At 55.4% G+C, this 21991-nt stretch carries 24 protein-coding genes and 1 pseudogene; 9 read left to right on the plus strand and 16 right to left on the minus strand.

The window, feature by feature from the left end:
* Positions 1–70: 70 nt before the first annotated feature.
* On the minus strand, positions 71–1402 hold the full coding sequence (argA, locus tag ABK821_RS01105) for an amino-acid N-acetyltransferase (protein ID WP_138360144.1): 1332 nt from the start codon (positions 1400–1402) through the stop codon (positions 71–73).
* Positions 1403–1604: 202 nt separating this feature from the next.
* Between argA and amiC the strand changes: the two genes are divergently transcribed.
* Together amiC and cobD are read left to right on the plus strand one after the other, a co-directional pair.
* Positions 1605–2858 (plus strand): N-acetylmuramoyl-L-alanine amidase AmiC, encoded by a 1254-nt coding sequence (gene amiC, locus ABK821_RS01110; RefSeq protein WP_138360143.1) that lies wholly within the window; start codon positions 1605–1607, stop codon positions 2856–2858.
* Positions 2859–2875: 17 nt separating this feature from the next.
* Positions 2876–3964 (plus strand): threonine-phosphate decarboxylase CobD, encoded by a 1089-nt coding sequence (gene cobD / locus ABK821_RS01115; protein WP_343178366.1) that lies wholly within the window; start codon positions 2876–2878, stop codon positions 3962–3964.
* A 160-nt stretch (positions 3965–4124) separates the two neighbouring features.
* Here cobD and ABK821_RS01120 read toward each other — a convergent pair whose 3' ends face one another.
* Positions 4125–4877, minus strand: a complete 753-nt coding sequence (locus ABK821_RS01120) for an IclR family transcriptional regulator (RefSeq protein WP_138360213.1) — start codon at positions 4875–4877, stop codon at positions 4125–4127.
* A 402-nt stretch (positions 4878–5279) separates the two neighbouring features.
* On the opposite strand from ABK821_RS01120, the gene ABK821_RS01125 reads away from it, so the two are divergent.
* The 7 genes and pseudogenes from ABK821_RS01125 to ABK821_RS01155 all read left to right on the plus strand — a co-directional run.
* Positions 5280–5672, plus strand: coding sequence for a RidA family protein (locus ABK821_RS01125; RefSeq protein WP_138360141.1), 393 nt, complete (start codon positions 5280–5282; stop codon positions 5670–5672).
* Positions 5673–5874: 202 nt separating this feature from the next.
* Positions 5875–6711, plus strand: a complete 837-nt coding sequence (locus tag ABK821_RS01130; RefSeq protein WP_343178365.1) for a transporter substrate-binding domain-containing protein — start codon at positions 5875–5877, stop codon at positions 6709–6711.
* Positions 6712–6763: 52 nt separating this feature from the next.
* On the plus strand, positions 6764–7501 hold the full coding sequence (locus ABK821_RS01135; protein WP_138360139.1) for an amino acid ABC transporter permease: 738 nt from the start codon (positions 6764–6766) through the stop codon (positions 7499–7501).
* Positions 7498–8142, plus strand: coding sequence for an amino acid ABC transporter permease (locus ABK821_RS01140; RefSeq protein ID WP_138360138.1), 645 nt, complete (start codon positions 7498–7500; stop codon positions 8140–8142). The genes ABK821_RS01135 and ABK821_RS01140 overlap by 4 nt, the downstream gene beginning before the upstream one ends.
* Positions 8139–8876 (plus strand): amino acid ABC transporter ATP-binding protein, encoded by a 738-nt coding sequence (locus ABK821_RS01145; protein ID WP_138360137.1) that lies wholly within the window; start codon positions 8139–8141, stop codon positions 8874–8876. Before ABK821_RS01140 ends, ABK821_RS01145 begins: the two co-directional genes overlap by 4 nt.
* Positions 8877–8887: 11 nt before the next feature.
* Entirely contained in the window at positions 8888–10159 is a 1272-nt protein-coding gene (locus ABK821_RS01150; protein ID WP_343178364.1) for an alanine racemase, read from the plus strand.
* A 110-nt stretch (positions 10160–10269) separates the two neighbouring features.
* Positions 10270–11127, plus strand: a pseudogene (locus ABK821_RS01155) (IS4 family transposase); the annotation flags it as partial.
* A gap of 123 nt (positions 11128–11250) precedes the next feature.
* Here ABK821_RS01155 and ABK821_RS01160 read toward each other — a convergent pair.
* The 14 genes from ABK821_RS01160 to pduJ all read right to left on the minus strand — a co-directional run bounded on the left by ABK821_RS01160 (position 11251) and on the right by pduJ (position 21978).
* A complete protein-coding gene (locus ABK821_RS01160; RefSeq protein ID WP_343178363.1) occupies positions 11251–12117 on the minus strand; it encodes an L-threonine kinase in 867 nt (288 codons plus the stop codon).
* 217 nt (positions 12118–12334) lie between these two features.
* The gene (locus ABK821_RS01165) at positions 12335–13549 is read right to left on the minus strand and encodes an acetate/propionate family kinase (protein WP_138360135.1); all 1215 of its coding nucleotides are present in this window, start codon (positions 13547–13549) and stop codon (positions 12335–12337) included.
* Positions 13534–13986, minus strand: a complete 453-nt coding sequence (gene pduV / locus ABK821_RS01170; protein WP_142502773.1) for a propanediol utilization protein PduV — start codon at positions 13984–13986, stop codon at positions 13534–13536. The genes ABK821_RS01165 and pduV overlap by 16 nt, the downstream gene beginning before the upstream one ends.
* A gap of 4 nt (positions 13987–13990) precedes the next feature.
* Complete coding sequence (pduU, locus tag ABK821_RS01175) at positions 13991–14341, minus strand: propanediol utilization microcompartment protein PduU (RefSeq protein ID WP_138360134.1); 351 nt, start codon at positions 14339–14341, stop codon at positions 13991–13993.
* Complete coding sequence (gene pduT / locus ABK821_RS01180; RefSeq protein ID WP_138360133.1) at positions 14341–14895, minus strand: propanediol utilization microcompartment protein PduT; 555 nt, start codon at positions 14893–14895, stop codon at positions 14341–14343. The genes pduU and pduT overlap by 1 nt, the downstream gene beginning before the upstream one ends.
* A gap of 2 nt (positions 14896–14897) precedes the next feature.
* Positions 14898–16265, minus strand: a complete 1368-nt coding sequence (locus ABK821_RS01185; protein WP_343178362.1) for a 4Fe-4S dicluster domain-containing protein — start codon at positions 16263–16265, stop codon at positions 14898–14900.
* Positions 16262–17374 carry a 1-propanol dehydrogenase PduQ gene (gene pduQ / locus ABK821_RS01190; protein WP_308563132.1) on the minus strand — a complete coding sequence of 371 codons (1113 nt, stop codon included), beginning with the start codon at positions 17372–17374 and terminating at the stop codon, positions 16262–16264. The genes ABK821_RS01185 and pduQ overlap by 4 nt, the downstream gene beginning before the upstream one ends.
* Before the next feature lie 11 nt (positions 17375–17385).
* Positions 17386–18777, minus strand: a complete 1392-nt coding sequence (gene pduP, locus ABK821_RS01195) for a CoA-acylating propionaldehyde dehydrogenase PduP (RefSeq protein WP_343178361.1) — start codon at positions 18775–18777, stop codon at positions 17386–17388.
* Entirely contained in the window at positions 18774–19784 is a 1011-nt protein-coding gene (pduO, locus tag ABK821_RS01200; protein WP_343178360.1) for a two-domain cob(I)yrinic acid a,c-diamide adenosyltransferase PduO, read from the minus strand. Before pduO ends, pduP begins: the two co-directional genes overlap by 4 nt.
* 9 nt (positions 19785–19793) lie before the next feature.
* Complete coding sequence (locus ABK821_RS01205) at positions 19794–20069, minus strand: EutN/CcmL family microcompartment protein (RefSeq protein ID WP_138360128.1); 276 nt, start codon at positions 20067–20069, stop codon at positions 19794–19796.
* 3 nt (positions 20070–20072) lie between these two features.
* Positions 20073–20564, minus strand: a complete 492-nt coding sequence (gene pduM, locus ABK821_RS01210) for a microcompartment protein PduM (protein ID WP_138360127.1) — start codon at positions 20562–20564, stop codon at positions 20073–20075.
* Positions 20561–21193, minus strand: a complete 633-nt coding sequence (locus ABK821_RS01215; protein WP_138360126.1) for a phosphate propanoyltransferase — start codon at positions 21191–21193, stop codon at positions 20561–20563. Before ABK821_RS01215 ends, pduM begins: the two co-directional genes overlap by 4 nt.
* Positions 21193–21699: a BMC domain-containing protein gene (locus ABK821_RS01220; RefSeq protein WP_138360125.1), complete on the minus strand. Its 507-nt coding sequence runs from the start codon at positions 21697–21699 to the stop codon at positions 21193–21195. Before ABK821_RS01220 ends, ABK821_RS01215 begins: the two co-directional genes overlap by 1 nt.
* Before the next feature lie 3 nt (positions 21700–21702).
* Positions 21703–21978 (minus strand): propanediol utilization microcompartment protein PduJ, encoded by a 276-nt coding sequence (gene pduJ, locus ABK821_RS01225; RefSeq protein WP_001057755.1) that lies wholly within the window; start codon positions 21976–21978, stop codon positions 21703–21705.
* Positions 21979–21991 lie beyond the last annotated feature (13 nt).

Below are 21991 nucleotides of genomic sequence, written 5' to 3' on the forward strand. Positions count from 1 at the left end.
GTCACACAGGCGTTTCCGGGGAGCGGCGTTTACCGTGCATACGCCGTTATGACGGGACGCAGGAGGAGAATCAGGTCAGATCAGCCATCAGCACTTTAGAACGGCGTTGGTAGTTGTACATCTTTTTTTTGCTCTCCGGCAGCAACTCGACGTCCACCGGGGTAAAGCCACGCTCCTGGAACCAGTGGATGCTGCGGGTCGTTAGCACAAACAGCTTGCTCAGGCCCATTTGTTTCGCCTGGGCGGCAATACGCTCAAGCAACACTTCACCGCGCGATGAACTACGATAATCCGGATGCACAGCCACACAGGCCATCTCGCCAATCTTCTCTTCCGGGAACGGGTACAGCGCAGCGCAGGCGATGGTGGTGTTATCGCGCTGAATAATGGTGAATTTGTCGATTTCCATCTCCAGCTGTTCGCGCGAGCGACGCACCAGGATACCCTGCTGTTCAAGCGGGCTAATCAACTCAAGGATCCCGCCGATATCGTTAATCGTCGCGCGGCGGATCTGCTCGGCGCTCTCCATCACTATCTGGGTGCCGATACCGTCACGAGAGAACAGCTCCTGCAACAGCGAGCCGTTTTCCTGGTAGCTAATCAGATGGCAACGACGTACGCCGCTGCGGCAGGCTTTCACCGCACCGCGCAGGAAACGAACCGTACCGGAGCTATAGTCTGCGTTTGCTTCCATTTCCTCCACTCGCGCCTGAGCTTCGTTGGGGAACAGTTCGGAGACGATATCGCCATTCTGGTCGTAGACCCCCTGAGAAGAACAAAAACCGATCATTTTTTCGGCTTTCAGCTTAATCGCCAGTTGGGTGGCAATCTCTTCAGAGGTCAGGTTAAAACTTTCGCCGGTAACAGAAACCGCAACCGGGCCCATCAGGACAATCGCGCCGTTATCAAGCTGGCGGTGAATGGCTTCTTCATCAATACGCCGAATGCGCCCGCTGTGGCAGTAATCCACGCCGTCATCGACGCCTAACGGTTGCGCGATCAGGAAGTTGCCGCTGACCACGTTGATGTGGGCCCCCTGCAACGGCGTGTTGTTGAGGCTCATTGACAGGCGGGCGGTAATTTCCAGTTGCAGCATACCTGCGGCCTGCTTAACCAGTTCGAGAGTTTTGGTATCAGTCACTCGGGTTTGTTTGTGGTAAACCGGCTCGTGGTGATGCTCCGCCAGGTTGGCATCAATTTGCGGGCGTGCGCCATACACCACCACCAGGCGAATTCCCAGACTGTGAAGCAGGCCAATGTCATTGACTATACTGGAGAAATTGTCATGCTCAATGGCTTCTCCGCCCAGCATGATGACAAACGTTTTACCCCGATGGGCGTTAATATAGGGAACAGAATGGCGGAATCCCTCTACCAGTTCGGTGCGACGTTCCTTCACCATTACACAACCTCAATGCATGATTATTCGTAATTACTGTATTTTTATTCCGTTTTATTGGCAAACGCAAGCCCCAATTTATTGCTGAATCGGAGAAAACAGAACCCGGTTGTCAAAGATTGTTTACCCTTTTATAGATGACAGGTTATACGCCTTTCGTTAAAGTTTCCGGTCAATCTGTTTGTTTTTGTTGCTTGGGAGTGGCATGTCGGGATACAAGTCAGGATTAAGCCGCCGCCGTTTTTTACAAGGGGCAGGCGCCATGTGGTTGATGAGTGTGAGTCCGGTTGGTTTGGCTGCGACAGCGCGGGTGGTGGCTGTGCGCGTCTGGCCATCATCGACCTACACGCGCATCACGGTGGAGTCCAGCCATATCCTGAAATATCGGCAGTTTACGCTCAGTAATCCCGAGCGTCTGGTTGTGGATCTGGAAGGGGTTCATCTCAATTCAGTGCTCAAAGACATGGGAGGGCAGATTCGCCGCGACGATCCTTATATTCAGTCCGCCCGCGTCGGGCAGTTCGATCCGCAAACCGTACGCATGGTATTCGAGTTAAAACAGGATGTGAAACCACAGCTGTTCGCCCTTGCGCCGGTTGCCGGGTTTAAAGAGCGTCTGGTGATGGATCTCTACCCCGCCAATGCCACCAATGTGCAGGATCCGCTGCTGGCGCTGCTTGAAGATTACAACAATGGCGATCTTCAACGTCAGATCCCACCAGCGGAAAGCGGCCCGAAACCGGGTAAAGCCGGGCGCGATCGGCCAATTGTTATTATGCTCGACCCCGGTCATGGCGGCGAAGATCCTGGCGCAATAGGGAAATATCGTACTCGCGAGAAAGACGTGGTGCTAAAGATTGCCCGACGGCTACGCGCGCTGATCGAGAAAGAGGGCAATATGAAGGTCTATATGACCCGCAATGAGGATGTCTTCATTCCGCTGAAGGTTCGCGTCGCTAAGGCGCAGAAGCAGCGCGCTGACCTGTTCGTCTCTATTCACGCCGATGCGTTTACCAGTCGTCAGCCCAGCGGATCTTCGGTCTTTGCCCTGTCGACGAAAGGCGCCACCAGTGCCGCAGCCAAATATCTGGCGCAAACTCAGAACGCCTCGGACCTGATTGGCGGCGTAAGTAAAAGCGGCGATCGTTACGTCGATCACACCATGTTTGATATGGTGCAGTCGCTGACCATTGCCGACAGCCTGAAGTTTGGTAAGGCAGTGCTGGAAAAGATGGGCCATATTAATAATCTGCATAAGAACCGGGTTGAGCAGGCGGGCTTCGCGGTGCTGAAAGCGCCGGATATTCCCTCAATTCTGGTGGAAACCGCGTTTATCAGCAACGTCGAAGAAGAGCGTAAATTGAAAACGGCGAAATTCCAGCAGCAAGTTGCCGAGTCGATTCTGGCAGGGATTAAAGCCTACTTCGCCGACGGCGCCACGCTGGCACGGCGAGGGTAATACGACAGGAAGGGGATATGGCTCTACTGAAGAGCGCGCATGGCGGCAATATTCGCGAGGCCGCCGCGCTATTGGGGATCTCTGCGCAACAGTTATTGGATTTTAGCGCCAATATTAATCCGCTGGGGATGCCGGAACGTTTAAAGCGCGCCATCATCGACAATATGGATTGTGCCGAACGTTATCCCGACGTTGAGTATCAGCAGTTGCACCTCGCGCTGGCGGAGCATCACCGGATATCCGCGTCATGGATCCTCGCCGGAAATGGGGAAACCGAAGCTATTTTCACCCTCGTTCAGGGGCTGAAGCCGCGTCAGGCGATGATCATTACCCCCGGCTTTGCCGAGTATCGCCGGGCGCTGCAATCGATCGACTGCGCAGTGCGGGAGTTTTTGCTGCGTGAAGAGGATGGCTGGCAGCTAACCGAGGCTATTCTTGACGCTTTGACGCCGGATCTGGACTGCCTGTTTCTCTGTACGCCGAACAATCCTACCGGATTACTCCCCGAGCGCCGTTTGCTTGAATTCATTGCCGAGCGCTGTCAATCGCTGGGAATCGTGCTGATTCTTGATGAAGCGTTTATCGACTTTATTCCCGATGAGCCAGGGTTTATTCCGCACCTTAGCCAGAATCCGCACGTATGGGTTCTGCGTTCGCTGACCAAATTTTATGCTATTCCCGGTCTGCGTCTGGGATACCTGGTCAATAGCGATGAACGGGCGGTGGCGCAAATGCGTGAGCGTCAGATGCCGTGGTCGATAAACGCCTTTGCCGCACTGGCGGGGGAAATTATTCTGCAGGACAGCGCTTATCAGCAGCAAACCTGGCGGTGGCTGGCTGAAGAGGGAACGAACTTTTACCATCAGTTGCGCGGCATTCCTGGTCTGACAGTCTACCCAGGCCGGGCTAACTATCTGTTTCTGCGCTGCGATGTACCTGATCTTGATCTGCAATACGCCATGCTGCAACAGCATATTCTGATCCGCAGTTGCGCCAACTATCCAGGGCTGGACGGGCGCTACTTCCGCGTTGCGATCCGTGGCGAGCGGGAAAACGGGCAACTGCTGGCAGCTTTAAGGAGGGTATTTTCCTGGCAGGTATATTAAAACGTCTGCGGCTGTTTTTATCTGCTATTCATACGTAGCCTGTTCAAAAAACAGGCTTGCCGTACAATAATTTCTGATTTCCAGACTCATCCCTTCAAGGGTAACTCAGAGAGCCAGATTTCAGGTGCATAGTGTATGTTCAATCTCATGGAACACGGGTTCAGGTGAAATCAGATAATTTATGCCCGGAAACGATCAACTCTTTCAGCAGCATCTGACGGCGCTCCTCCGGCGTATCTCGACTCACCATAAAGCAGATAGCGGCTATCGACTGCCCGTTACGAGAATGAATCGGCGCCGCCATACAGCAGGTAAAACTCTCTGACAATCCTTCGGTCAGGCAATATCCTTGCTGTCCTGCTCGATGAATATCTTCGAGGAATTCCTGCTTGTTGAGGACTTGCCCGTTCGCCAGACGGTAATCCTCTTCGGGGATGAGATCGAGAATGGCGCTGTCCGACCAATTGCTGAGCAGCAGACGACCAGTAGCCGTCCAGGTAATCGGTACCCGTACCCCGATATCAGAAGTGATTTTGAACGGGTGGGCATTACTTTCAGATAGCACGACGGTGTACTTATTTCCTTCCAGCATACATAGCTGCACTGTCTCGCCATGACGGGCTACTATCTCAACCATTAACTGATGTGAGCGGCGGATAAGGTCGTTATGCGCCATGTAATCTGCACCGTAATAGTGCATTTCTCGGCCAAAGAACACTGCGCCGTCGGCATCCAGTTCAACTAACCCGGCCTCATCAAGCAGGTTGACTAGTTCATATACGCTAGAACGCGGCGCACCAGTGGCGTCGATCAAGTCGCGCATCGCCATGGGCTGACGAGCGATATGCAACTGGCGAAAAATGTCGATAACACGGTCAACACCGCGTGCTCGCGATGACTTCTCGTTCGGCATAAGCAAATTCTCCTGATGCAGTCGGGCGGTCATGCCAGACAGTAAAAAAGAAAAGATCATACACCGAGTGTCGTCCTTAACCCATCCCTGTTAATTAAAATTTCATTACCAGAGTTTTTATTTCCTCGTTCCATTTTGGGGCCTCATTTTAGCGCATTATGTGCAAATTGATTTTTCAAATCAGGATAACAGTAGCACTTCCAGTCAGAAATTTTCTTCATTCCTTTTTATTTTTCGAAAGTAACAACATCACGAGAAATTAAATTCCTCGCGATATATTGCAAAGTCAAAAATTCTGTGCAAATCTTGCTCTATCTGATACTTCAGATTTAAGTCTGATATATCAGACGGTGGTGGATCGGTACTAATGGGTATTCTCAAAACAAAAAGGAGCAGCGTTACATGACGATTAAGCGTTATGGCATTGAAGGTGGCACCGGCACTGGTGGCCAGAGACTGCCGTTCGCGCGGGCCGTTGAGGCCGATGGCTGGCTCTATATCTCAGGCCAGACACCGATGCGCGAGGGAGAAGTAGTGGAAGGAGGTATCATCGAACAGACGCAACTGGCGTTTGACAACTGTCTCACCATCATGCGGGAAGCAGGTTATCGCGTGGAGGATGTAGTGCATGTGACTGCGGTATTAACAGATGCGCGTTATTTCAGTTCATTTAATAAAGTATTCAGTGAGATATTTCGTGATAATCCACCAGCGCGTATTTGTAGCGTACAGAATTTAGTGGTTGACTGCAAAGTAGAAGTGGATATGAAATGTTTTCGCATCGACCATAAATAATTAAGACAGTTAAAATAGGCTGCGCGTTTCTATTTCTTTCCTCATCAATACCAGGACAGCCTGTTATTAATTGATGCTTTTCCTTTTTCATTAGCAATATTCCGAAATAATCAACGCTGCCGCTGCGCAGGTGAACGTCTGACTTACTAACGGATGACACGGTATTACGCCGTCTCGTTAAACATTAAAAGAGAGCATAAAAATGAATGCAACATCACTGAAATTAAGTGCCAAAGCACTGGCGGGCGCGCTGGTATTGCTTACTGTTGCGGGCTGTACGCCGAACGAAGAGAAAAAAGAGGCTGGTGCTGTACCACAGTCTGCGCTGCAAACCGTGCTGCAGCGCGGCACGCTGCGCGTAGGTGACTGCCTGAGCTTTGCCCCGTTTGGTTTTTACGATAAAGACGGCAATCCGGATGGTTATGACGTCGATTTGGCCAAAGCGCTGGCTAAAGAGATGGGCGTCAAACTGGAAATGGTCAACACCACCAGCGCCAACCGCATCCCTAACCTGCAAACCAATAAAGTCGACGTGGTGTTCTGTAACTTCACCCGCAATCTGGAGCGCGCTAAAGAGATTGGTTTCACGAACCCTTATGTTGTGGCAAGTGAAGCGATGCTGGTACGCAAAAGCAGCAGTATTCAGTCCGCACATGATATGGCCGGAAAAACCATTGCCACTGTGAAAGGTTCCACCAACGGCGACGAAGTGCGCAACCTCGGCATAGACGTGAAAATTCAGGAGTACGACTCCTCTCAGGCAGCAATCCTTGCGGTGAAACAGGGACAGGCTGATGCCATGATCGAAGATAACAACTTCCTCGCCTATCAGGCGAAACTCGATCCGTCTCTAACCGTTACCAACGAAGCGCTGGTACCGCTGGAGTACAACGCCTTCGGTGTGAAACAGGGGGACCAGGTATGGATCAACTATCTGAATGAATTCCTTTTTGAAATTAACGCCTCCGGCGAGAACGCCCGGCTGTATGAGAAGTGGTTCGGCAGTAAACCGCGCTACTCGCTGAATCCGCAATACTGATTGTTCGCCACGGCGCAGCCGCTGATGCTGCGCCGATTTAAGGAGTCACACTATGAGTTATCAATGGCTAACCTTGTGGCGCTACGCCGACACCTTTCTGGACGCAGCGTGGCTAACTCTGCAAGTCACGCTGCTGGCATTTGTACTGGCAGTGGTACTTGGCCTGCTATCCGCGCTGGCGAAATCCTCGCAGTTGGCACCGCTACGCTGGCTCAGTCACTGCTACGTCGAGTTCATCCGCAACACGCCGGTGCTGCTGCAAATCTTCATCATCTTTTTTGGCCTGCCGTCGCTGGGTATTACCATGAGCGCCTTTACCGCAGGAGTACTGGCGCTGGGGATTAACGTGGGCGCCTACCTGTCGGAAACCTTCCGCGCAGGAATTCAGTCGGTAGCGAAGGGCCAACTGGAAGCTGCGTATATCCTCGGTATTCCGCGCCGACAAATCTTTCTCAGTGTGGTGCTGCCGCAGGCAGCGCGCGCAGTGTGGCCTGCCATTATTAATAATCTTATTCAGCTACTGCTTGGTACTTCGCTGCTCTCAGCCATCGCGTTGCCGGAGCTGACCGGCACCGCAACGGTGATCAATGCGCGTACCCTGCTGTACATCCAGACCTTCAGCGTTGTTGCTCTGGTCTATCTGGTGCTGAGTAACCTGTTCTCCTGGCTTGGCATCATGGCTGGACGCCGGATGTTCCATCCGCCGCTGGTGATGCCGGTAAAAAAGCCCGGCCGGCAATGGGCAAGAAAATGGCTGATTAACCCAGTAAAACAGGAGAATGTGCTATGAGTGAACTTATCATTAGCTCACTGCCAATTCTGCTGAAAGGATTGGGCGTCACTTTACTGCTCTCCATTGCCGCTATTATCGGCAGCACATTGCTAGGTTTACTGGCGGCGCTGTTACGCACGAGCCGTTTGCCGGTTGCCAGACAGATCGCCGTGCTCTATACGGAATTGTTTCGTGGAACGCCGGTACTGATCACGCTAATGTTTATCTACTTCGGCGTGGCTTACTTCGGTTATGAAATCAATCTGTTCGCTGCAGGTATCCTTGGCCTGAGTATTTATCAGGGCGCTTATATCGCCGAAGTATTTCGCGGGGGTATTGAAGCCGTACCTAAAGGCCAATGGGAAGTGTCGTGGATTCTCGGCCTGTCGAAGCGTCAGACATTTCTTAGCGTGATTTTGCCTCAGACGCGCGGCATCGTGTTGCCTCCTCTGGTAGGTCAGTATCTTTCGCTGATAAAAGATACGTCGATTGTCAGCATGATTGGCATGTCAGAATTGATGCACCAGGGCCAGGCGATTGTCGATCGCATCGGCCAGCCAGTAGTGATTTACGGTCTGGTCGCCCTGTTGTACTTCGTTGTCTGCTTTCCGATTTCCCGTTGTGTTCAACATTATCAAACCAGGAGCCAGTTATCATGAGAAAATCCGCCATTACGCTGAGCCGGATTACCAAATCCTTTGGCTCAACCAAGGTGCTGAAAGAGATCAGCCTCGATGTTTCACCCGGCGAAGTCCTGGTGCTGATTGGCGCATCCGGCTCCGGAAAAAGTACTGTGTTACGCATTATGAGTGGGCTGGAAACCGCCGATGGTGGGGAAATCTGGGTTAATGAAGTGCCGCTACATGACCGCAAACGCAGCAGTGAAATCTGTGGCCACGTTGGCATGGTGTTTCAGCAGTTCAATCTCTTTCCCCATAAAACCGCGCTCGGTAACGTGACGCTGGCGCTGATTAAAGCGCAGAAACTGTCCGAGGCTGAAGCCAATAAACGCGGCCTGGCGGCCCTGGAGCGTGTGGGGCTGGCTGAGCGCGCGCATCATTATCCGGCCCAGCTTTCCGGTGGTCAGCAGCAGCGCGTGGCGATTGCTCGCGCGCTGGCTGTGGAGCCGAAAATTATGTTTTTTGATGAGGCGACTTCCGCCCTCGATCCCGAACTCGTCGGCGAAGTGATGGAGGTGATGCGCAGCCTGGCGCGTGAAGGCATGACCATGGTGGTGGTCACCCACGAGATGGGGTTTGCGCGTAAAACCGCTGATCGAGTGGTGTTTATGGATCAAGGCGTGATAGCCGAGCAGGGTTCTCCGGAGCAGATTTTTGTCAATCCGCAGAATCCGCGCACCCAACAGTTCTTATCACGCGTGCTTGAACACTGACAGGAGGCATGATGTCGATTCACTTTCCATTGCAGGCGGACGGAGCGCTAGATGCGCTGCAGCCTGCGCCGCGTTTTAAATCAGTCGCCGGAACTGGCAATCAGTCACTGACTAACGGCACGTCGATATTTAACAGCTCCGAGGTGTTTTCCCCACTGATGCTGATGAAGCAATCAGCACTGGAGAATAATCTTCGTCAACTGGCAGATTTTTGCCGTGAACAAGGTGTCATGCTGGCGGCTCATGGTAAGACATCAATGTCTCCTGCGATCCTGCGCCGCGCCGTCACTGAAGGTGGCGCCTGGGGATTGAGTGCTGCAACTCCTGCTCAGGTTCGCGCCTTGAGACAATTCGGCATTCGTAATGTTCTCCTCGCTAATGAACTGGTCGACCCCGGTGGTATTAGCTGGATCGGCGAATGGCAAAAAGAGCATCCAGACCATAGTTTCCTTTGCTACGTTGATTCTCTGCAGGGAGTACGTTTGCTGGAGCAGCATCTCGGCGACAGTCGCATTGCGGTGCTACTGGAGATGTCGGTCAGTGGGGGACGTACCGGCTGCCGATCATTGGATGAAGCGCTGAAGATTGCCGCCGCTATTGCCGTCAGCCCTTCTCTGCAACTGGTGGGCGTCGCGGGTTATGAAGGCGCGCTCGGTGCCGGACGTGATGCTGCAGGTGTGCAGCGAGTAAAAGATTACTGTCAGATGCTGATCGTTACGGCGGAGATGCTGGCCGAAAATCAGCTTTTTTCCAGCCAGCATATTATCCTCAGTGCTGGCGGCGGTGCGTGGTTTGACGTGGTCTCAGCGTGTTTTACGGCCGCGAACCTGCCGCTGCCAGTGACGCCACTGATTCGATCCGGCGCTTACATGGCGCATGATAGCGGACTGTATGCGCGTATCGCACCTTTTGCTCAGCCCGGCGCCACGCATCATTTCACCGCCGCACTGGAGATCTGGGGACGGGTGTTATCGCGCCCTGAGCCTGGGCTGGCTTTTATCGATTTCGGCCGCCGTGATGTGCCGTTCGATCAAGATCTGCCGAATCCGCTGTGGGTACGGAATGTCGATGGCAGCGCCCCTCGTGCGGCTTCTGGCATGAGCATCAGTGAGGTGAACGATCAGCATGCGTATTTGTTGCTGCCGCAAGAGGACGCCTTAAAGCCCGGCGACTGGATAGGCTGCGGTATTTCACATCCCTGTACTGCATTCGATAAATGGCGCTACTTGCCATTGGTGGATGATGATTATTTCGTCACAGATTCACTGGAAACCGCATTCTGAATGAGACATGGGGTCGTAATGGCGCGATATACCGCGTAGTTTTAGAGAGAATATCCCATGAATGATGAAGTGAACTGTCCCGTCAGTTCTTAAATGCCACGACACCCAGACTGATCTGTGACGGGCGTTCGATACCACTGTTAAGCTGGATAGTTCCTTCGGAAAAACAGCAGAATGCACAGATACGGCAAGCTTTCCTTGATGCTCTTGCAACTGCTGTTAATCCTCAGGCCAAAGTCATCATCGTGACCGATGCAGGCTTCCAGAATGCGTGGTTCCGGCACATCAAATCACCCGGCTGGGATTTTATCGGACGTATCAGAGGTAATATCCAGATGCGACTGAACAGAAAAGGTGAATGTTGGTTAAGACGTCAGGAATTACAGGCCAGCAGCAAACCAGAATATCTGGGGCCGGGAACACTTGCCCGCTCAGAATATGCCCGATGTGATGGTCATTTTTATCTGCAAAAAAAAGAGCCGAAAGGCCGAAAAAACAAACGGACCAAAGGGAAACCCGGTTCCCCCACAACAGAAAAAGAGCAACGAATATCAGCAAAAGAGCCGTGGCTTATCTTCAGCAGTACAGATGAATTCAGGCCACGGGAAATCATGAAGTTATACAGTCGTCGCATGCAGATAGAACAGAACTTCCGGGATGAAAAAAGCGAGCGCTTCGGGTTCGGTCTGCGAGCCAGTTCCAGCCACTCAGCGGGAAGGATGCTTGTCCTGAGCCTGCTGGCAACGCTGAGTACAATAGTTCTGTGGCTTATTGGTTATCACGCTGAAAATAAAGGATTACATCTGAGATATCAGGCCAACAGCATTAAATCTCGCCGTGTTATCTCGCATCTGACGTTAGCGGAGAATGTCTTACGACACTCGCCGCTAATATTAAGGCGAATGGTGCTGAGCACCGTTCTTAACCACCTCGCCAGAGCCTATCGAAATATGGTGCTGGTTTATTAGCGCTGATTTATGGGGATCCCTCAGCCCTTTGGGGGCGAGAGAAATGCCCCAGACCGTTCACACGCAGTGAGTATGATGAACGCTCTCGTAACGGAATAGCCTGCTGAACAACGCAGGGCGGCGTTACCGTAGTTCGACACCGCCCTGTACCATGCGCAGCAGGTGCCGTACCGGCCAGTGTTTACTGAACGGCTTCCCATCCAGACGCCGCTGGAGTGAGTCGATATCGTGGCGTCGGCGGTCGAGCATCAGGCCGACAACGCTGCCGCTGTGGGCCACGTTTAGGCCGTATAAATCACACTCTTCTACCAGCGCAAGCAGCGCATCAAACCCCGGTTTTGGCAGCAGATGCTGGCTGGCGATGGCGCTGAGCGTCGCCGCTTCTCCCATACGTCGCGGGTTATCCGTCCGGCAGGCCTGCTGGACTTTCTCCCAGGCCTGTTGCAGGGCGGCGGAATGGGCGCGCAGTTTTTCAAGCCGGGGCAGGCGATGATAATCCGTGGTCAGTATCGTCCGCGGGCTTTCCAGCACCAGCAGATCGAGCTGCGGCTGGGAGTGGCAGGCAATTTGCGTTGCCGCAGTGTTGTGATCGAACAGGGTGAGATGGCGAAACAGGGTGCTGTCGGTGGGTTCCAGCGATACGCAAAGCCGGGCCAGTGTTGTTTCATCCAGCGCGTGGCCGAGATGGTGCGCGGTGGCCACCGCCGTCGCGGCGATATCCGCGGTGCTGCTGGCCATGCCTTTAGCGACAGGGATTGTGGAACAAATTTCGATGCGAATTTCGTTGCTCAGTTCAGCAGGATAGTGCCAGTAGCTTAACAGCCGCTCGACCATCGCCCGCGAAAGCGGGCGTTCATCGGCGCGCGGCGCACCATAATCCACTTCGACGGTGCTGTACCAGTCAACGGGACAGGAGACCAGCTTCTCGCTGCCGAGGATCCAGCCCTGAATGAGTTCGCCGCAGGAGGCGGGACATTGCGCTACAGCCACGTTTTCACCTTTTTACCCGTCATACTTCACGCTACATATTCATTGGCTTCACAGTGACTCATCTCATCCATAAGCTTCGCCCATAGAGGCCCGCGCAAACGCGTCCCAATGTCCTGTAACCTGGATTATTTAGGGTAAAGCATCAGAATTTAAAACGCATAGTGTCATGCCGATCCCGCTATTACCATGATTCACCGCAATTTGACGGATGGCGAACTCAGGCTGAAGCGGTCAATGGCGATATTTCAGGTAGCGCTATACGCATCACATCGCGGGCAATCATCAGCTCTTCATTGGTATTAATGACCGCCACGTTGACCAGCGCATTGTCAGCCTGGATAAAGGTGGCGTTGCGCTGGTTTTTCTCTTCATCAATCGACAGCCCGAGGAAGTTCAGATTGTGGCAGATGGCGCTCCTGGCGCGGGCTGAGTTTTCGCCGATGCCACCGGTAAAGATCAACGCATCAAGCCCTCCCATCTGCATGATGTAGCTGCCAATGGTGGCACGGATGCGCTCGGCAAACAGAGTGAGCGCCAGCTTTGCTCTGGCATTTCCGCTATCTGCCGCCTGTTCGACGTCGCGATAGTCGTGCGAGACGCCGGAAACCCCAAGCAGACCGGATTCGTTATTCAGGAGATGATTGAGTTGTTCTGGCGTTTTACCTTCGTGAAGCGCCAGCCACGGTAAAATTGACGGGTCAATATCGCCGCTGCGGGTACCCATCATCACGCCGGACTGCGGCGTGAAGCCCATCGACGTATTTACCGAGCGTCCGCTTTTGATGGCGCAAACGCTGCTACCGTTGCCCAGATGACAGCACACCACGCGCAGGGCGCTCAGCGGCACGCCCAGCTTTTCCGCCAGCGTCGCGCTCACATACTTATGGCTGGTGCCGTGGAAGCCATAGCGGCGAATACCCAGTTCGCTGTAGTAGCGCCAGGGAAGTGGATAGATAAAGGCGCGCTCGTCCAGGGTCTGGTGAAAAGCGGTATCAAACACAGCGACCGACGGCGTAGTGGGTAACAACTGGCGAAAGACCTTAATTCCCAGCGCGTTAACCGGGTTATGTAGCGGCGCCAGCTCCGCCAGACGCTCAATTTCACTCAAGGTTTCATCGGTGACCCGCGTTGAATCTTTAAAACGTTCCCCGCCATGCGCCACGCGGTGACCAACGCCGTCAATATCCTGCAGGCTCTGAATAATGCGGTAATCGAGAAGCTTTTCCAGCAACAATGTGACGGCTTCGCGATGATCGGCGACCGGCGCCGATTCCTGCCATTTCTGCGCGGACGTTTTGATCGTCACCTCGGCGTTTGCCATCCCGATACGTTCAATCAGCCCCTGACAAAGGGTATCGCCCTGCGGCATCGCCAGCAGTTGAAATTTCAGTGATGAGCTACCGGCGTTAATGGCTATTATTTTGTAAGACATAAAGGTTCCTTCGAATGCAGAAAGGCCAGTACGGCTTCAAGTCCTGAGTGATTGAGCGCGCTGGTAATAAAAACCTGCTGCGCGCCCGCCTGTTTAAGCCACTCTCCAACTTGCGAAATACGCTGCGGGTCGGCCAGGTCAGCTTTGGTGACCAGGCCAATAACCGGGCGGTTCATTGGCCCGGTAAACCCCGGAGAAAATGGCGACCACTGAGCGTCGGCATTGAGTACCAGGGCGATAACGTCGGCCTCGCAGGCGCTGGTCAGCAGGGCGCTATAAAGGCAGCGGTTCTCCAGATATTCACCCGGTGTATCGATTGCCATCGGCGACCATTCAATGGCCTGAGTTTTCTTATAATGGAGCGCGTCACCGCGCAGGCTTTGAGTCAGCGACGTTTTCCCGCACTGGCTGGGACCGATAAACATCAGGCGTTTCATCATGTTATGTCCTGGTTATCGCGCAGGTAGTGAATTGCATCATTTCGCCCAGCGTGCGCGTTACCTGCTTGAGGGCATATTCGACGGCGGAAACATCGCCGGTCAGCACCACGGCGCCGGTAAAGCGGTCAAGAAAACCAATCTCCACCGCGCCGGATTTAGTGGCGATATCGCAGGCGATAATGGAGGCCTCGCTGGGCGTAATGGTGAGGATGCCAATAGCCGAGACCGCATCCGGCAGGCCCAGCTTCTTAAACAGATCCTTTCCGGGGTTGGCAATCAGGTGCGCGAGGGTAACCTGCTTCCCGGGAACGTATTCCTGGATCATCCGCTCCGTTGTTGGCTGTTTTTCCATTACCCCTCCACCATCTGTCGCCACATGGCTTCATGGGGGCGCGGGATCACCGAACGGTAAACCAGCAATCCTTTTTCGCCGGCGCTTTCGCTGGCAACCGTCACGGCGTTGTTAACGTCGGAAATATCGCCCGCCACGACCATGTAGCATTTACCGCCGATACCGAACGCCATATGCACCCGCACGAGGATAACGTTTGAGGCTTTTACCGCCCGGTCTGCGGCGCTGATGCAGGCCGCAACGCTCCAGGTTTCGACGATACCTACGGCCTGGCGCTGGTCGACGCTGTTCAGGCCGCTAATGGCCGGAAGCACGCTGGGATGAATATTCGCCAGCACCAGGCTGTCGACGAGCATCTCGCCGGCCTGGGAGGCGCCGGTTTCAATGGCCTGCTGGATCGCACCGATATCGCCGCCGAGCATAAGTAAAAACTTACCCGGGCAGATGGTTTTGCTGACCAGCAGATTGACGTTGGCGCTTTTCAGCATCGTATCGCCGAGCTCCATTCCTTTCGCGATACTGGTGAGTTCTAAAATTCCTATAGCCTGGGACATGGTTAACCTCTTACAACCGTGATGGCCTGTTCGCTGATCGCCGAAACAATGCCGTCAATACTGGCGTGAATCGGGGCGCCTAATGCGTCCGCCGGGATATCGGCAACGCATTGCCCGCGCGTGACGCGCTCTCCCGGCGTGACCTTCGGCACCGCGCTGGCGCCAATATGCTGACGTAGCAGCAGAGTGACTTTTTCTACCGTCGGCTGCGCTTCGCGCAGTGGGGCTTCCTGATACCAGGGACTTAACCCCAGTTTGGCGATCAGCCGTTTCACCGGCACCAGACGATATTTCGCCATCTCATCGGCCGGATAGAGCGGCCCCTGATAACGCAGGTTTTGCGCCCGCAACTGCTGTTTCAGCATGCGGTTGATGCGCATTGGCGAGATCCCCACCGGACAGGCTACGCTTTCGCAAACGTTGCATTCTGAACAGGTGAGGGCGCTAAGCAGTAGCTGCGGCGTGGCGGCCTGCTGAAAGTTCACCGCTCGCACCAGCAGATGCGGAGAGAGCTCGTGACCAATCAGGTGCCTCGGGCAGAGATCGGTGCACAGGCGGCACTGTTCGCAGACGGTGCGCGCGACGGAAAGCACCGTGCGTTCGTCCTGCATCCTTCGCTGGATAAGGGGATGGCTGTCAGGCAGCACCAGCAGACCGCCGGTGGTTTTCGTCACCGGCGAGTCCAGAGACGTGAGCAGGCTGCCCATCATTGGACCGCCGTTAATAAAACCAGGATTGGCGACCGTCGCGCCGCCCGCCAGCGCCAGCACTTCACGCAGCGACATGCCGATGGGGACGGTGACGGTCAGCGCTCTTGCGACCGCGCCGTTAACCGTCAGCGTGCGGCGGGTGACCGGAAACTGTTGCTCGACAGCCCGGGCAATATTCAGCACGGTTTGCACGTTATTGACGACCACTCCGACGCTGGCCGGTAGCGCGGCAGGCGCGACCCGGCGGCCGGTGGCCAGCCAGATGGTCAGCACCTCATCCCCCGCCGGATAAACATCCGGCAGGATATGCAGACGGATACCGGCGGGCAGCAGCGGGGTGAGCGCGTCAATGGCTCGCTGATATTTGGCTTTCAGAGCGATCACGCCTTCACGCGCGCCGGTCGCCGTCATTGCATATTGCACGCCGCGCACAAGGCGTGAAGCCTGCTGCCACATCAGTTGCTGGTCCACCTTGAGCATCGGTTCGCACTCAGCGGCGTTAACCAGAAAGATCTCCACCTCCGCCTGCAGTTTAACGTGAGCGGGAAAACCCGCGCCCCCTGCGCCGACTACGCCCGCCACGCGAACACGCTGGCGAATTTCATCGGCGCTATGGGACTGGGCTACCGGCGTTTCGACGACATTGGCAGCGGTACTCATAGCAGTTCCTCCAGCAGTTCCTGGATTTCCCCGGCGCTGGCCGGACGCGGGTTAGTGCGTAATGTGACGTCAGCCAGCGCAGCCTGTACCATTGCCGGAATGTGCGCGGAAAATTGTGATCGCCCTTGTTTGAGCGCGACGGCCAGTGAGGGGATCGCGCAGCGCTGTTTGAGTTGTTCGATTTGCTTAATCAGGGCGTTTATCGCCGCGATGTCATTGGTTTCGGCCGGGCAAAAACCACAGGCTTTAGCCAGCCGCACGTAGCGTTTGGCGGCGCGAGGATCGCCGGCGTTAAAGCGGATAACCGTGGTTAACAGCAGCGCGTTAGCCAGCCCGTGCGGCAGATGAAACTGCCCGCCGAGCTGGTGGGCCAGAGCGTGATTAAGCCCCAGTCCCGCCTGACTGAACGCCATTCCTGCGAGGGTTGAGGCGTTGTGCATTTTTCCCCGCGTCGCTACGCAGTCGCCTTTTTCCACTGCGGTGGGCAGATACTGGAACACCAGCCTGGCGGCTTTTTCCGCCAGCGCATCGGTAAAATCGCTGGCCTGCGGCGAGACCCAGGCTTCCAGGGCGTGGGTCAGGACATCCATTCCGGTATTCGCCGTAATTTGCGGCGGCACGCTGACTACCAGTTCCGGGTCGAGGATCGCCATATCCGGGTACAGCGCATTGTGGAATAGCGGGTACTTGATACCTTTATCCGGGTCGCTAATCACGCAAGCGCTGGTCACTTCCGAGCCGGTACCGCTGGTGGTGGGTATCGCCACGCAGGTTTCGATGTCAATGCCGGACTGCTTGCTGAACCAGACGATCGCTTTCGCCGCATCCATTGCCGAACCGCCGCCGAAACCAATCACCACCTGCGGATGCAGGGCCTGCATCTGCGCAATGCCCTGCACTACGGTATGGATAGTGGGGTCAGGCGTTATTTCGCTAAAAACGCTGATGCGGTTATCTGCGGGTAGCGCGTCGCGCAGGGTTTCCAGTAGCGGCGAACGGGCAAGAAATCCATCGCAGATTATCCAGATATGTTTGTTGGTAAAGCGCTTGAGTACCGCCAGACTTCCCTGACCGCTGTACAACCGCGTTTGTAGTGCGAAAGTATTCATTACAGCCTCAATTAGCGGATAGAAAAACCGTTGGTCAACACGCAGCGCCGGGAGCGGGCAAAGGTGCGCGCCGATGTTGTTCCTTCGCCGGTTGGCGTGGCGATTGTGAAGGTCGTAAAGCCTTCGCCGCCGACGCCGATCCCGGCATAAGAGGGGCCGTTTTTGACGAATATCGAGGTTTGCAACGTGCGGGCCGCGAGGTTCAGGCGCGACACGTTCTGCGAGTGCATGATCGCGGTATGATGCAGGCCCTCTTCGACCTTCAGCGCCAGCGCCAGCGCGCTATCGAAGTCGCTGACTTTCACTATCGGCAGCATTGGCATCAGTTGTTCGCTGGTAACCCACGGATCGTCGGCGTTCACCAGCGCAATCAGCAGACGCGGCGCTTTAGCCGGGACGGCGAGCCCGGCAGCTTCCAGCATCGCTGAAGGGCTCTTCCCGACCAGCTTTTTATTGGCCTGGCCCTCTGGCAGGCAGGCGGCGCGGAGTTTGTCGGTATCCGCAGGGCTCAACAGCAGCGCGCCGAAAGTTTGCATTTGCTGTACCAGACGTTCGGCAACGCTCTCCACCACAATCAGGCTTTTTTCGGCAATGCAGGGCAGGTTGTAATCAAATGAGGCGCCGTTAATGATATCTTCCGCCGCTTTCACCAGGTCGGCGGTTTCATCCACAATACAGGGCGGGTTGCCTGCACCTGCGCCAATCACTTTCTTCCCGCTCTTCATGCCCATTGCCACAATACCGGGGCCGCCGGTAATAGCCAGAACGGCGATCCGTGGATGGGCCATCATCTGCTGGGTGGCTTCGAAAGTCGGTTCCGCCACGGTGACCAGCAGATTGCGGATGCCGCAGCAGCGGAAGGCAATCTCTTCAATCATACTAATCAGCTTGAGGGAGACCTTTTTTGCCCCCGGATGCGGGCTAAAGTAGACGCTGTTGCCTGCCGCCAGCATGCTGATACTGTTATTAATGATGGTTTCTGTCGGGTTGGTGCTCGGCGCGACCGACCCGATGACGCCAAACGGCGAGTACTCAAATAGCACCATGCCGCCATCGCCGGTCAGCGCGGTGGTGGTGAGATCTTCTACGCCTGGCGTGTTGTCCAGCGCGGCCTTATTTTTGAGGAATTTATCTTCTTTGTTGCCCATCCCGGTTTCGCTGGCGCTCTCTTCCGCCAGCGCGATCAGATGCGGCGTCAGCTCCTGACGGATGGCGCTGATGATGGCACTGCGGGTTTTCAGCGGGCACCGCTGATAACGCAGGAATGCCTGGTGTGCGGCGTCGATAGCCTCGTCGACGGACGGGAAAATTCCTTTGCCCTGAATCTGGCCCGGCGTGTGCGCTGGCGTTAATTGTTCGCTGATAATCGTGCGAATAAGGGTTTCGAGTTCGGAAGTATTCATTGATGAGTTCCCACGTTAATGGCCGCGATGGCGCTCTGTGCTATATCCATGTCCTGCTCAACGCTGCCGCCGCTGATACCAAGACCCCCAATCAACTGGCCGTTGCGCCAGAGGGCGTAACCGCCGCCAAAGGTGACCACTTTCCCTTGTAAATGGCTTTCCAGACCATAAAGCGCGGCGCCGGGCTGTACGACGTCGCTCAGTTCATGGGTCGCCTTTTTCATTGCGACTGCAGTCCAGGCCTTTTTCGGCGCCAGTTCGCTGCTGACCAGCAGGGCATCCGGCATTCTCCAGGTCACGGTTTCCGTACCGTGCGCGTCAACGATGCTGATAACTACTGGAATCTGCAGCAGCTGCGCGCGTTCAACGGCTGCGCGGATAAGCTGGTGCAAATCATGGAATGATAGGCACACAGGTGTCGTCTCCTGGCAGGGGGCTGGCTGGCTGGCGGCCAGATAACGCTTGCTGACTTCACGGATGATGTCGTTCTGGTGAGCATCGCTATCTTCGGCGCGGGCCAGAGCGTACAGACAGTCGGATAAGCGGTTGATATAGCCCATCAGCACCTGGCGCACATTGACTTCGGCCGCCAGCTCAACCAGCCGACGTTCGGCCCGGCGGGCCAGTGTGCGGGCGAAATGCAGGCGGCTGGCGGCTTCGCAGCGGCCGGGTAAAATAAAGCTGTGCAGGGGGGCGACGCGGGCCATTGCCCGATCGATGGCGGCTTCCAGAGCGGCGATCTCTTCGCTACTGATATAACGCTGTTTCGGCGACGGCTGCTCGCTGTCACTGGCCAGCTCTGCGCTAAACCAAAAAATTTGCTGCTGGATGGCTTCAAGTAGGGCGCGGTGGTTTGCATCCGCGACGGAGCAGACGCACAGGCTCAGCGCGGCGTTCAGCTCATCCAGCGTGCCGTAGGCTTCAACTCGCGGGTGCGTTTTGCTCACCCGTTGGCCGGTAAAGAGTGATGTGGTGCCTGCGTCACCTGTACGGGTATAAATCGCCATAATCGCCCCTTAACGCGAAAGCGTATCGACAATGCCTACAACGGCGAGGTCGATAGCCTGATTTGGTCCAGGAAAAACATGTCTGGCGCTGGAGCCGCTGCTGAGCAGCACCAGTTCGCCAATCCCCGCGCCCACCGAGTCAACGGCGACTTCATCGCCGGACGCAGGCGAGGCAGGGAGTTCTCCGTCGGCGCTAACCCGACGCACCAGCAGCAGTTTTTTCCCGATCAGGGAAGCGGATTTTTGCGTGGAGACAACCGCGCCTGTGACTCGTGCCAGATGCATGATTTACTCCTGCTTTATTAATTGAATATTCCGCGCGTTTGCCGTTTCACGCGCCAGAGCGGTCACTATGCACTGGCGTCGGAGCAGCAGACGCCCTTTGTCCAGTCGCGCGACGTCGCGATAGCTCAGTAGCGAACCGGCATGCAGAATTAACGGTAGACCGCGTTCATCGCTGAACTGAACCGGCAGGCGAGCCAGTTTTTTTACCGGGATAGCCTGTAACAGCTGGCTGTGCAGAGTAATCTGCACGCGAATGCCGAAAGCCATCGCGTCGTGAATTTTCCGCGCGACGGGGTCATCGGTTTCATCATCCGCAAGCTGGCCCAGAAGCGGCAGGTCAACGAGCAGGATGTGCAACGACGCATGCTGACAGAACAGGCTTCGGCAGTCGGCATCACGAAGCTGCGCGACGCTGAGCGTCGCCGTGCTCCGGGCGCGGCGCTGCAGCCGGGAGACGATCTCCTCAATAACGCGCTGCAGAATTTCGCCGTTCATCGCGGGTCTGCCAGCCTGACAAAGGCCTGCGGGTTATCGGCACCTGCGGCGTTGGCTTCATCGGTATCAATGTGCATTTCAAGCCGCATATTCGGTGAAACACGAATCACCACGTTGTTGAAAACAAGCCCGCGCTCGTCGCCTTCTATAGCCACAGAAACCTTATCGCCGTGAGAAACTCGCAGGATCAGGGCATCGAGCGGCGACATATGAATATGCCGTTGGGCGACGATGACTCCAGAGGATAATTCCAGTTCGGCATAAGGGCTGACCAGACGAATGCCCGGCGTTCCCTTCAGGTTGCCGGACATTCGCAGCGGCGCCGCAATCCCCAGCGTTCTGGCGTCGGTACGCGATATTTCCACCTGGCTTACCGAACGTAGCGGGCCGAGCAGGCGGACATTCTTGATCTGCCCCTTCGGCCCCACCAGGGTGACGGTTTGTTCCGCGGCATATTGCCCCGGCTGCAACAGCGCTTTTTTCTCGCTGATCGGGTGACCGGGAAACAACCGTTGGTAATCCTGCTCCGACAGGTGAATATGGCGATTGGATACGCCCAGCGGAATAGGCCGCTGACGCATCTCATCGAGGACTTTACTGACCGTTGATAGCAGAAGTTCTTTATCCATTACGCTTCACCTCGCTTACCTGAGTGAATGCAAAGCGAACGAGGCTCGCCCTTCTGGCGCGGACATTTTGGGTCCAGACACAGGTTGCAACTGACCAGCGATGATTTCTGTGGCGCCTCTTCTACTGGTGCTTCTACAAACGTGTCTACTGGCGTTTCAGAAACGACATCAACCGTCTCTGACGCCGTTGCTTCAGGCTCCATAGCGGGCGGAGGAGGCGGGGCTGCGGGCAGGATCCCTTCTCCGGGCCTGGCGATAACGTTGTGGGCCACCAGGCCATTTTGCCGTTCGGCAAAATGCACTCCGGTGGTGATGGCCGCCTGCACGGAGGCGACATCACCGGTAATTTTAATCACCATCCAGCCTGAGCCATTGGTCTTTTCGAGGGCGAGCAGCGTGATAGAAGCGGATTTCGCCATGATATCGGCGCAGCTGATAGCCAGTGCCAGACCACAAACTTCAAGTAATCCCAGTGATTGCTTCACGCAGTGCTCCTTATTCGCCATCGATCAGGCGGATTTCGGTAAAATGGCCTCAACATCGCTGTGTGGACGCGGAATAACGTGGCAGGATTTCACCTCGCCAACCACGCTTGCCGCCGCGCTGCCTGCATCCACCGCTGCTTTTACCGCGCCGACATCGCCGCGAACCATCACGGTAACCAGGCCAGAGCCAATTTTTTCGTAACCCACCAGTTGCACGTTGGCGGATTTCACCATCGCATCGGCGGCTTCAATCGCGCCAACCAGGCCTTTTGTTTCAACCAGTCCCAGTGCGTTGTTCATTCTGCTGTTCTCC

Source organism: Klebsiella sp. KE9456, assembly GCF_043832615.1.
Lineage (GTDB): Bacteria > Pseudomonadota > Gammaproteobacteria > Enterobacterales > Enterobacteriaceae > Klebsiella > Klebsiella indica.

Coding starts and splice junctions, on each gene's coding strand:
- argA (WP_138360144.1), bottom strand. CDS start 1,402: ATGGTGAAGGAACGTCGCACCGAACTGGTAGAGGGATTCCGCCATTCT.
- pduM (WP_138360127.1), bottom strand. CDS start 20,564: ATGAACGGCGAAATTCTGCAGCGCGTTATTGAGGAGATCGTCTCCCGG.
- amiC (WP_138360143.1), top strand. CDS start 1,605: ATGTCGGGATACAAGTCAGGATTAAGCCGCCGCCGTTTTTTACAAGGG.
- pduP (WP_343178361.1), bottom strand. CDS start 18,777: ATGAATACTTCCGAACTCGAAACCCTTATTCGCACGATTATCAGCGAA.
- pduU (WP_138360134.1), bottom strand. CDS start 14,341: ATGGAAAAACAGCCAACAACGGAGCGGATGATCCAGGAATACGTTCCC.
- pduJ (WP_001057755.1), bottom strand. CDS start 21,978: ATGAACAACGCACTGGGACTGGTTGAAACAAAAGGCCTGGTTGGCGCG.
- ABK821_RS01130 (WP_343178365.1), top strand. CDS start 5,875: ATGAATGCAACATCACTGAAATTAAGTGCCAAAGCACTGGCGGGCGCG.
- ABK821_RS01135 (WP_138360139.1), top strand. CDS start 6,764: ATGAGTTATCAATGGCTAACCTTGTGGCGCTACGCCGACACCTTTCTG.
- cobD (WP_343178366.1), top strand. CDS start 2,876: ATGGCTCTACTGAAGAGCGCGCATGGCGGCAATATTCGCGAGGCCGCC.
- ABK821_RS01140 (WP_138360138.1), top strand. CDS start 7,498: ATGAGTGAACTTATCATTAGCTCACTGCCAATTCTGCTGAAAGGATTG.
- ABK821_RS01150 (WP_343178364.1), top strand. CDS start 8,888: ATGTCGATTCACTTTCCATTGCAGGCGGACGGAGCGCTAGATGCGCTG.
- pduT (WP_138360133.1), bottom strand. CDS start 14,895: ATGTCCCAGGCTATAGGAATTTTAGAACTCACCAGTATCGCGAAAGGA.
- ABK821_RS01145 (WP_138360137.1), top strand. CDS start 8,139: ATGAGAAAATCCGCCATTACGCTGAGCCGGATTACCAAATCCTTTGGC.
- ABK821_RS01205 (WP_138360128.1), bottom strand. CDS start 20,069: ATGCATCTGGCACGAGTCACAGGCGCGGTTGTCTCCACGCAAAAATCC.
- pduV (WP_142502773.1), bottom strand. CDS start 13,986: ATGAAACGCCTGATGTTTATCGGTCCCAGCCAGTGCGGGAAAACGTCG.
- pduO (WP_343178360.1), bottom strand. CDS start 19,784: ATGGCGATTTATACCCGTACAGGTGACGCAGGCACCACATCACTCTTT.
- ABK821_RS01220 (WP_138360125.1), bottom strand. CDS start 21,699: ATGGCGAATAAGGAGCACTGCGTGAAGCAATCACTGGGATTACTTGAA.
- ABK821_RS01215 (WP_138360126.1), bottom strand. CDS start 21,193: ATGGATAAAGAACTTCTGCTATCAACGGTCAGTAAAGTCCTCGATGAG.
- ABK821_RS01120 (WP_138360213.1), bottom strand. CDS start 4,877: ATGCCGAACGAGAAGTCATCGCGAGCACGCGGTGTTGACCGTGTTATC.
- ABK821_RS01185 (WP_343178362.1), bottom strand. CDS start 16,265: ATGAGTACCGCTGCCAATGTCGTCGAAACGCCGGTAGCCCAGTCCCAT.
- ABK821_RS01125 (WP_138360141.1), top strand. CDS start 5,280: ATGACGATTAAGCGTTATGGCATTGAAGGTGGCACCGGCACTGGTGGC.
- pduQ (WP_308563132.1), bottom strand. CDS start 17,374: ATGAATACTTTCGCACTACAAACGCGGTTGTACAGCGGTCAGGGAAGT.
- ABK821_RS01165 (WP_138360135.1), bottom strand. CDS start 13,549: ATGTCTTACAAAATAATAGCCATTAACGCCGGTAGCTCATCACTGAAA.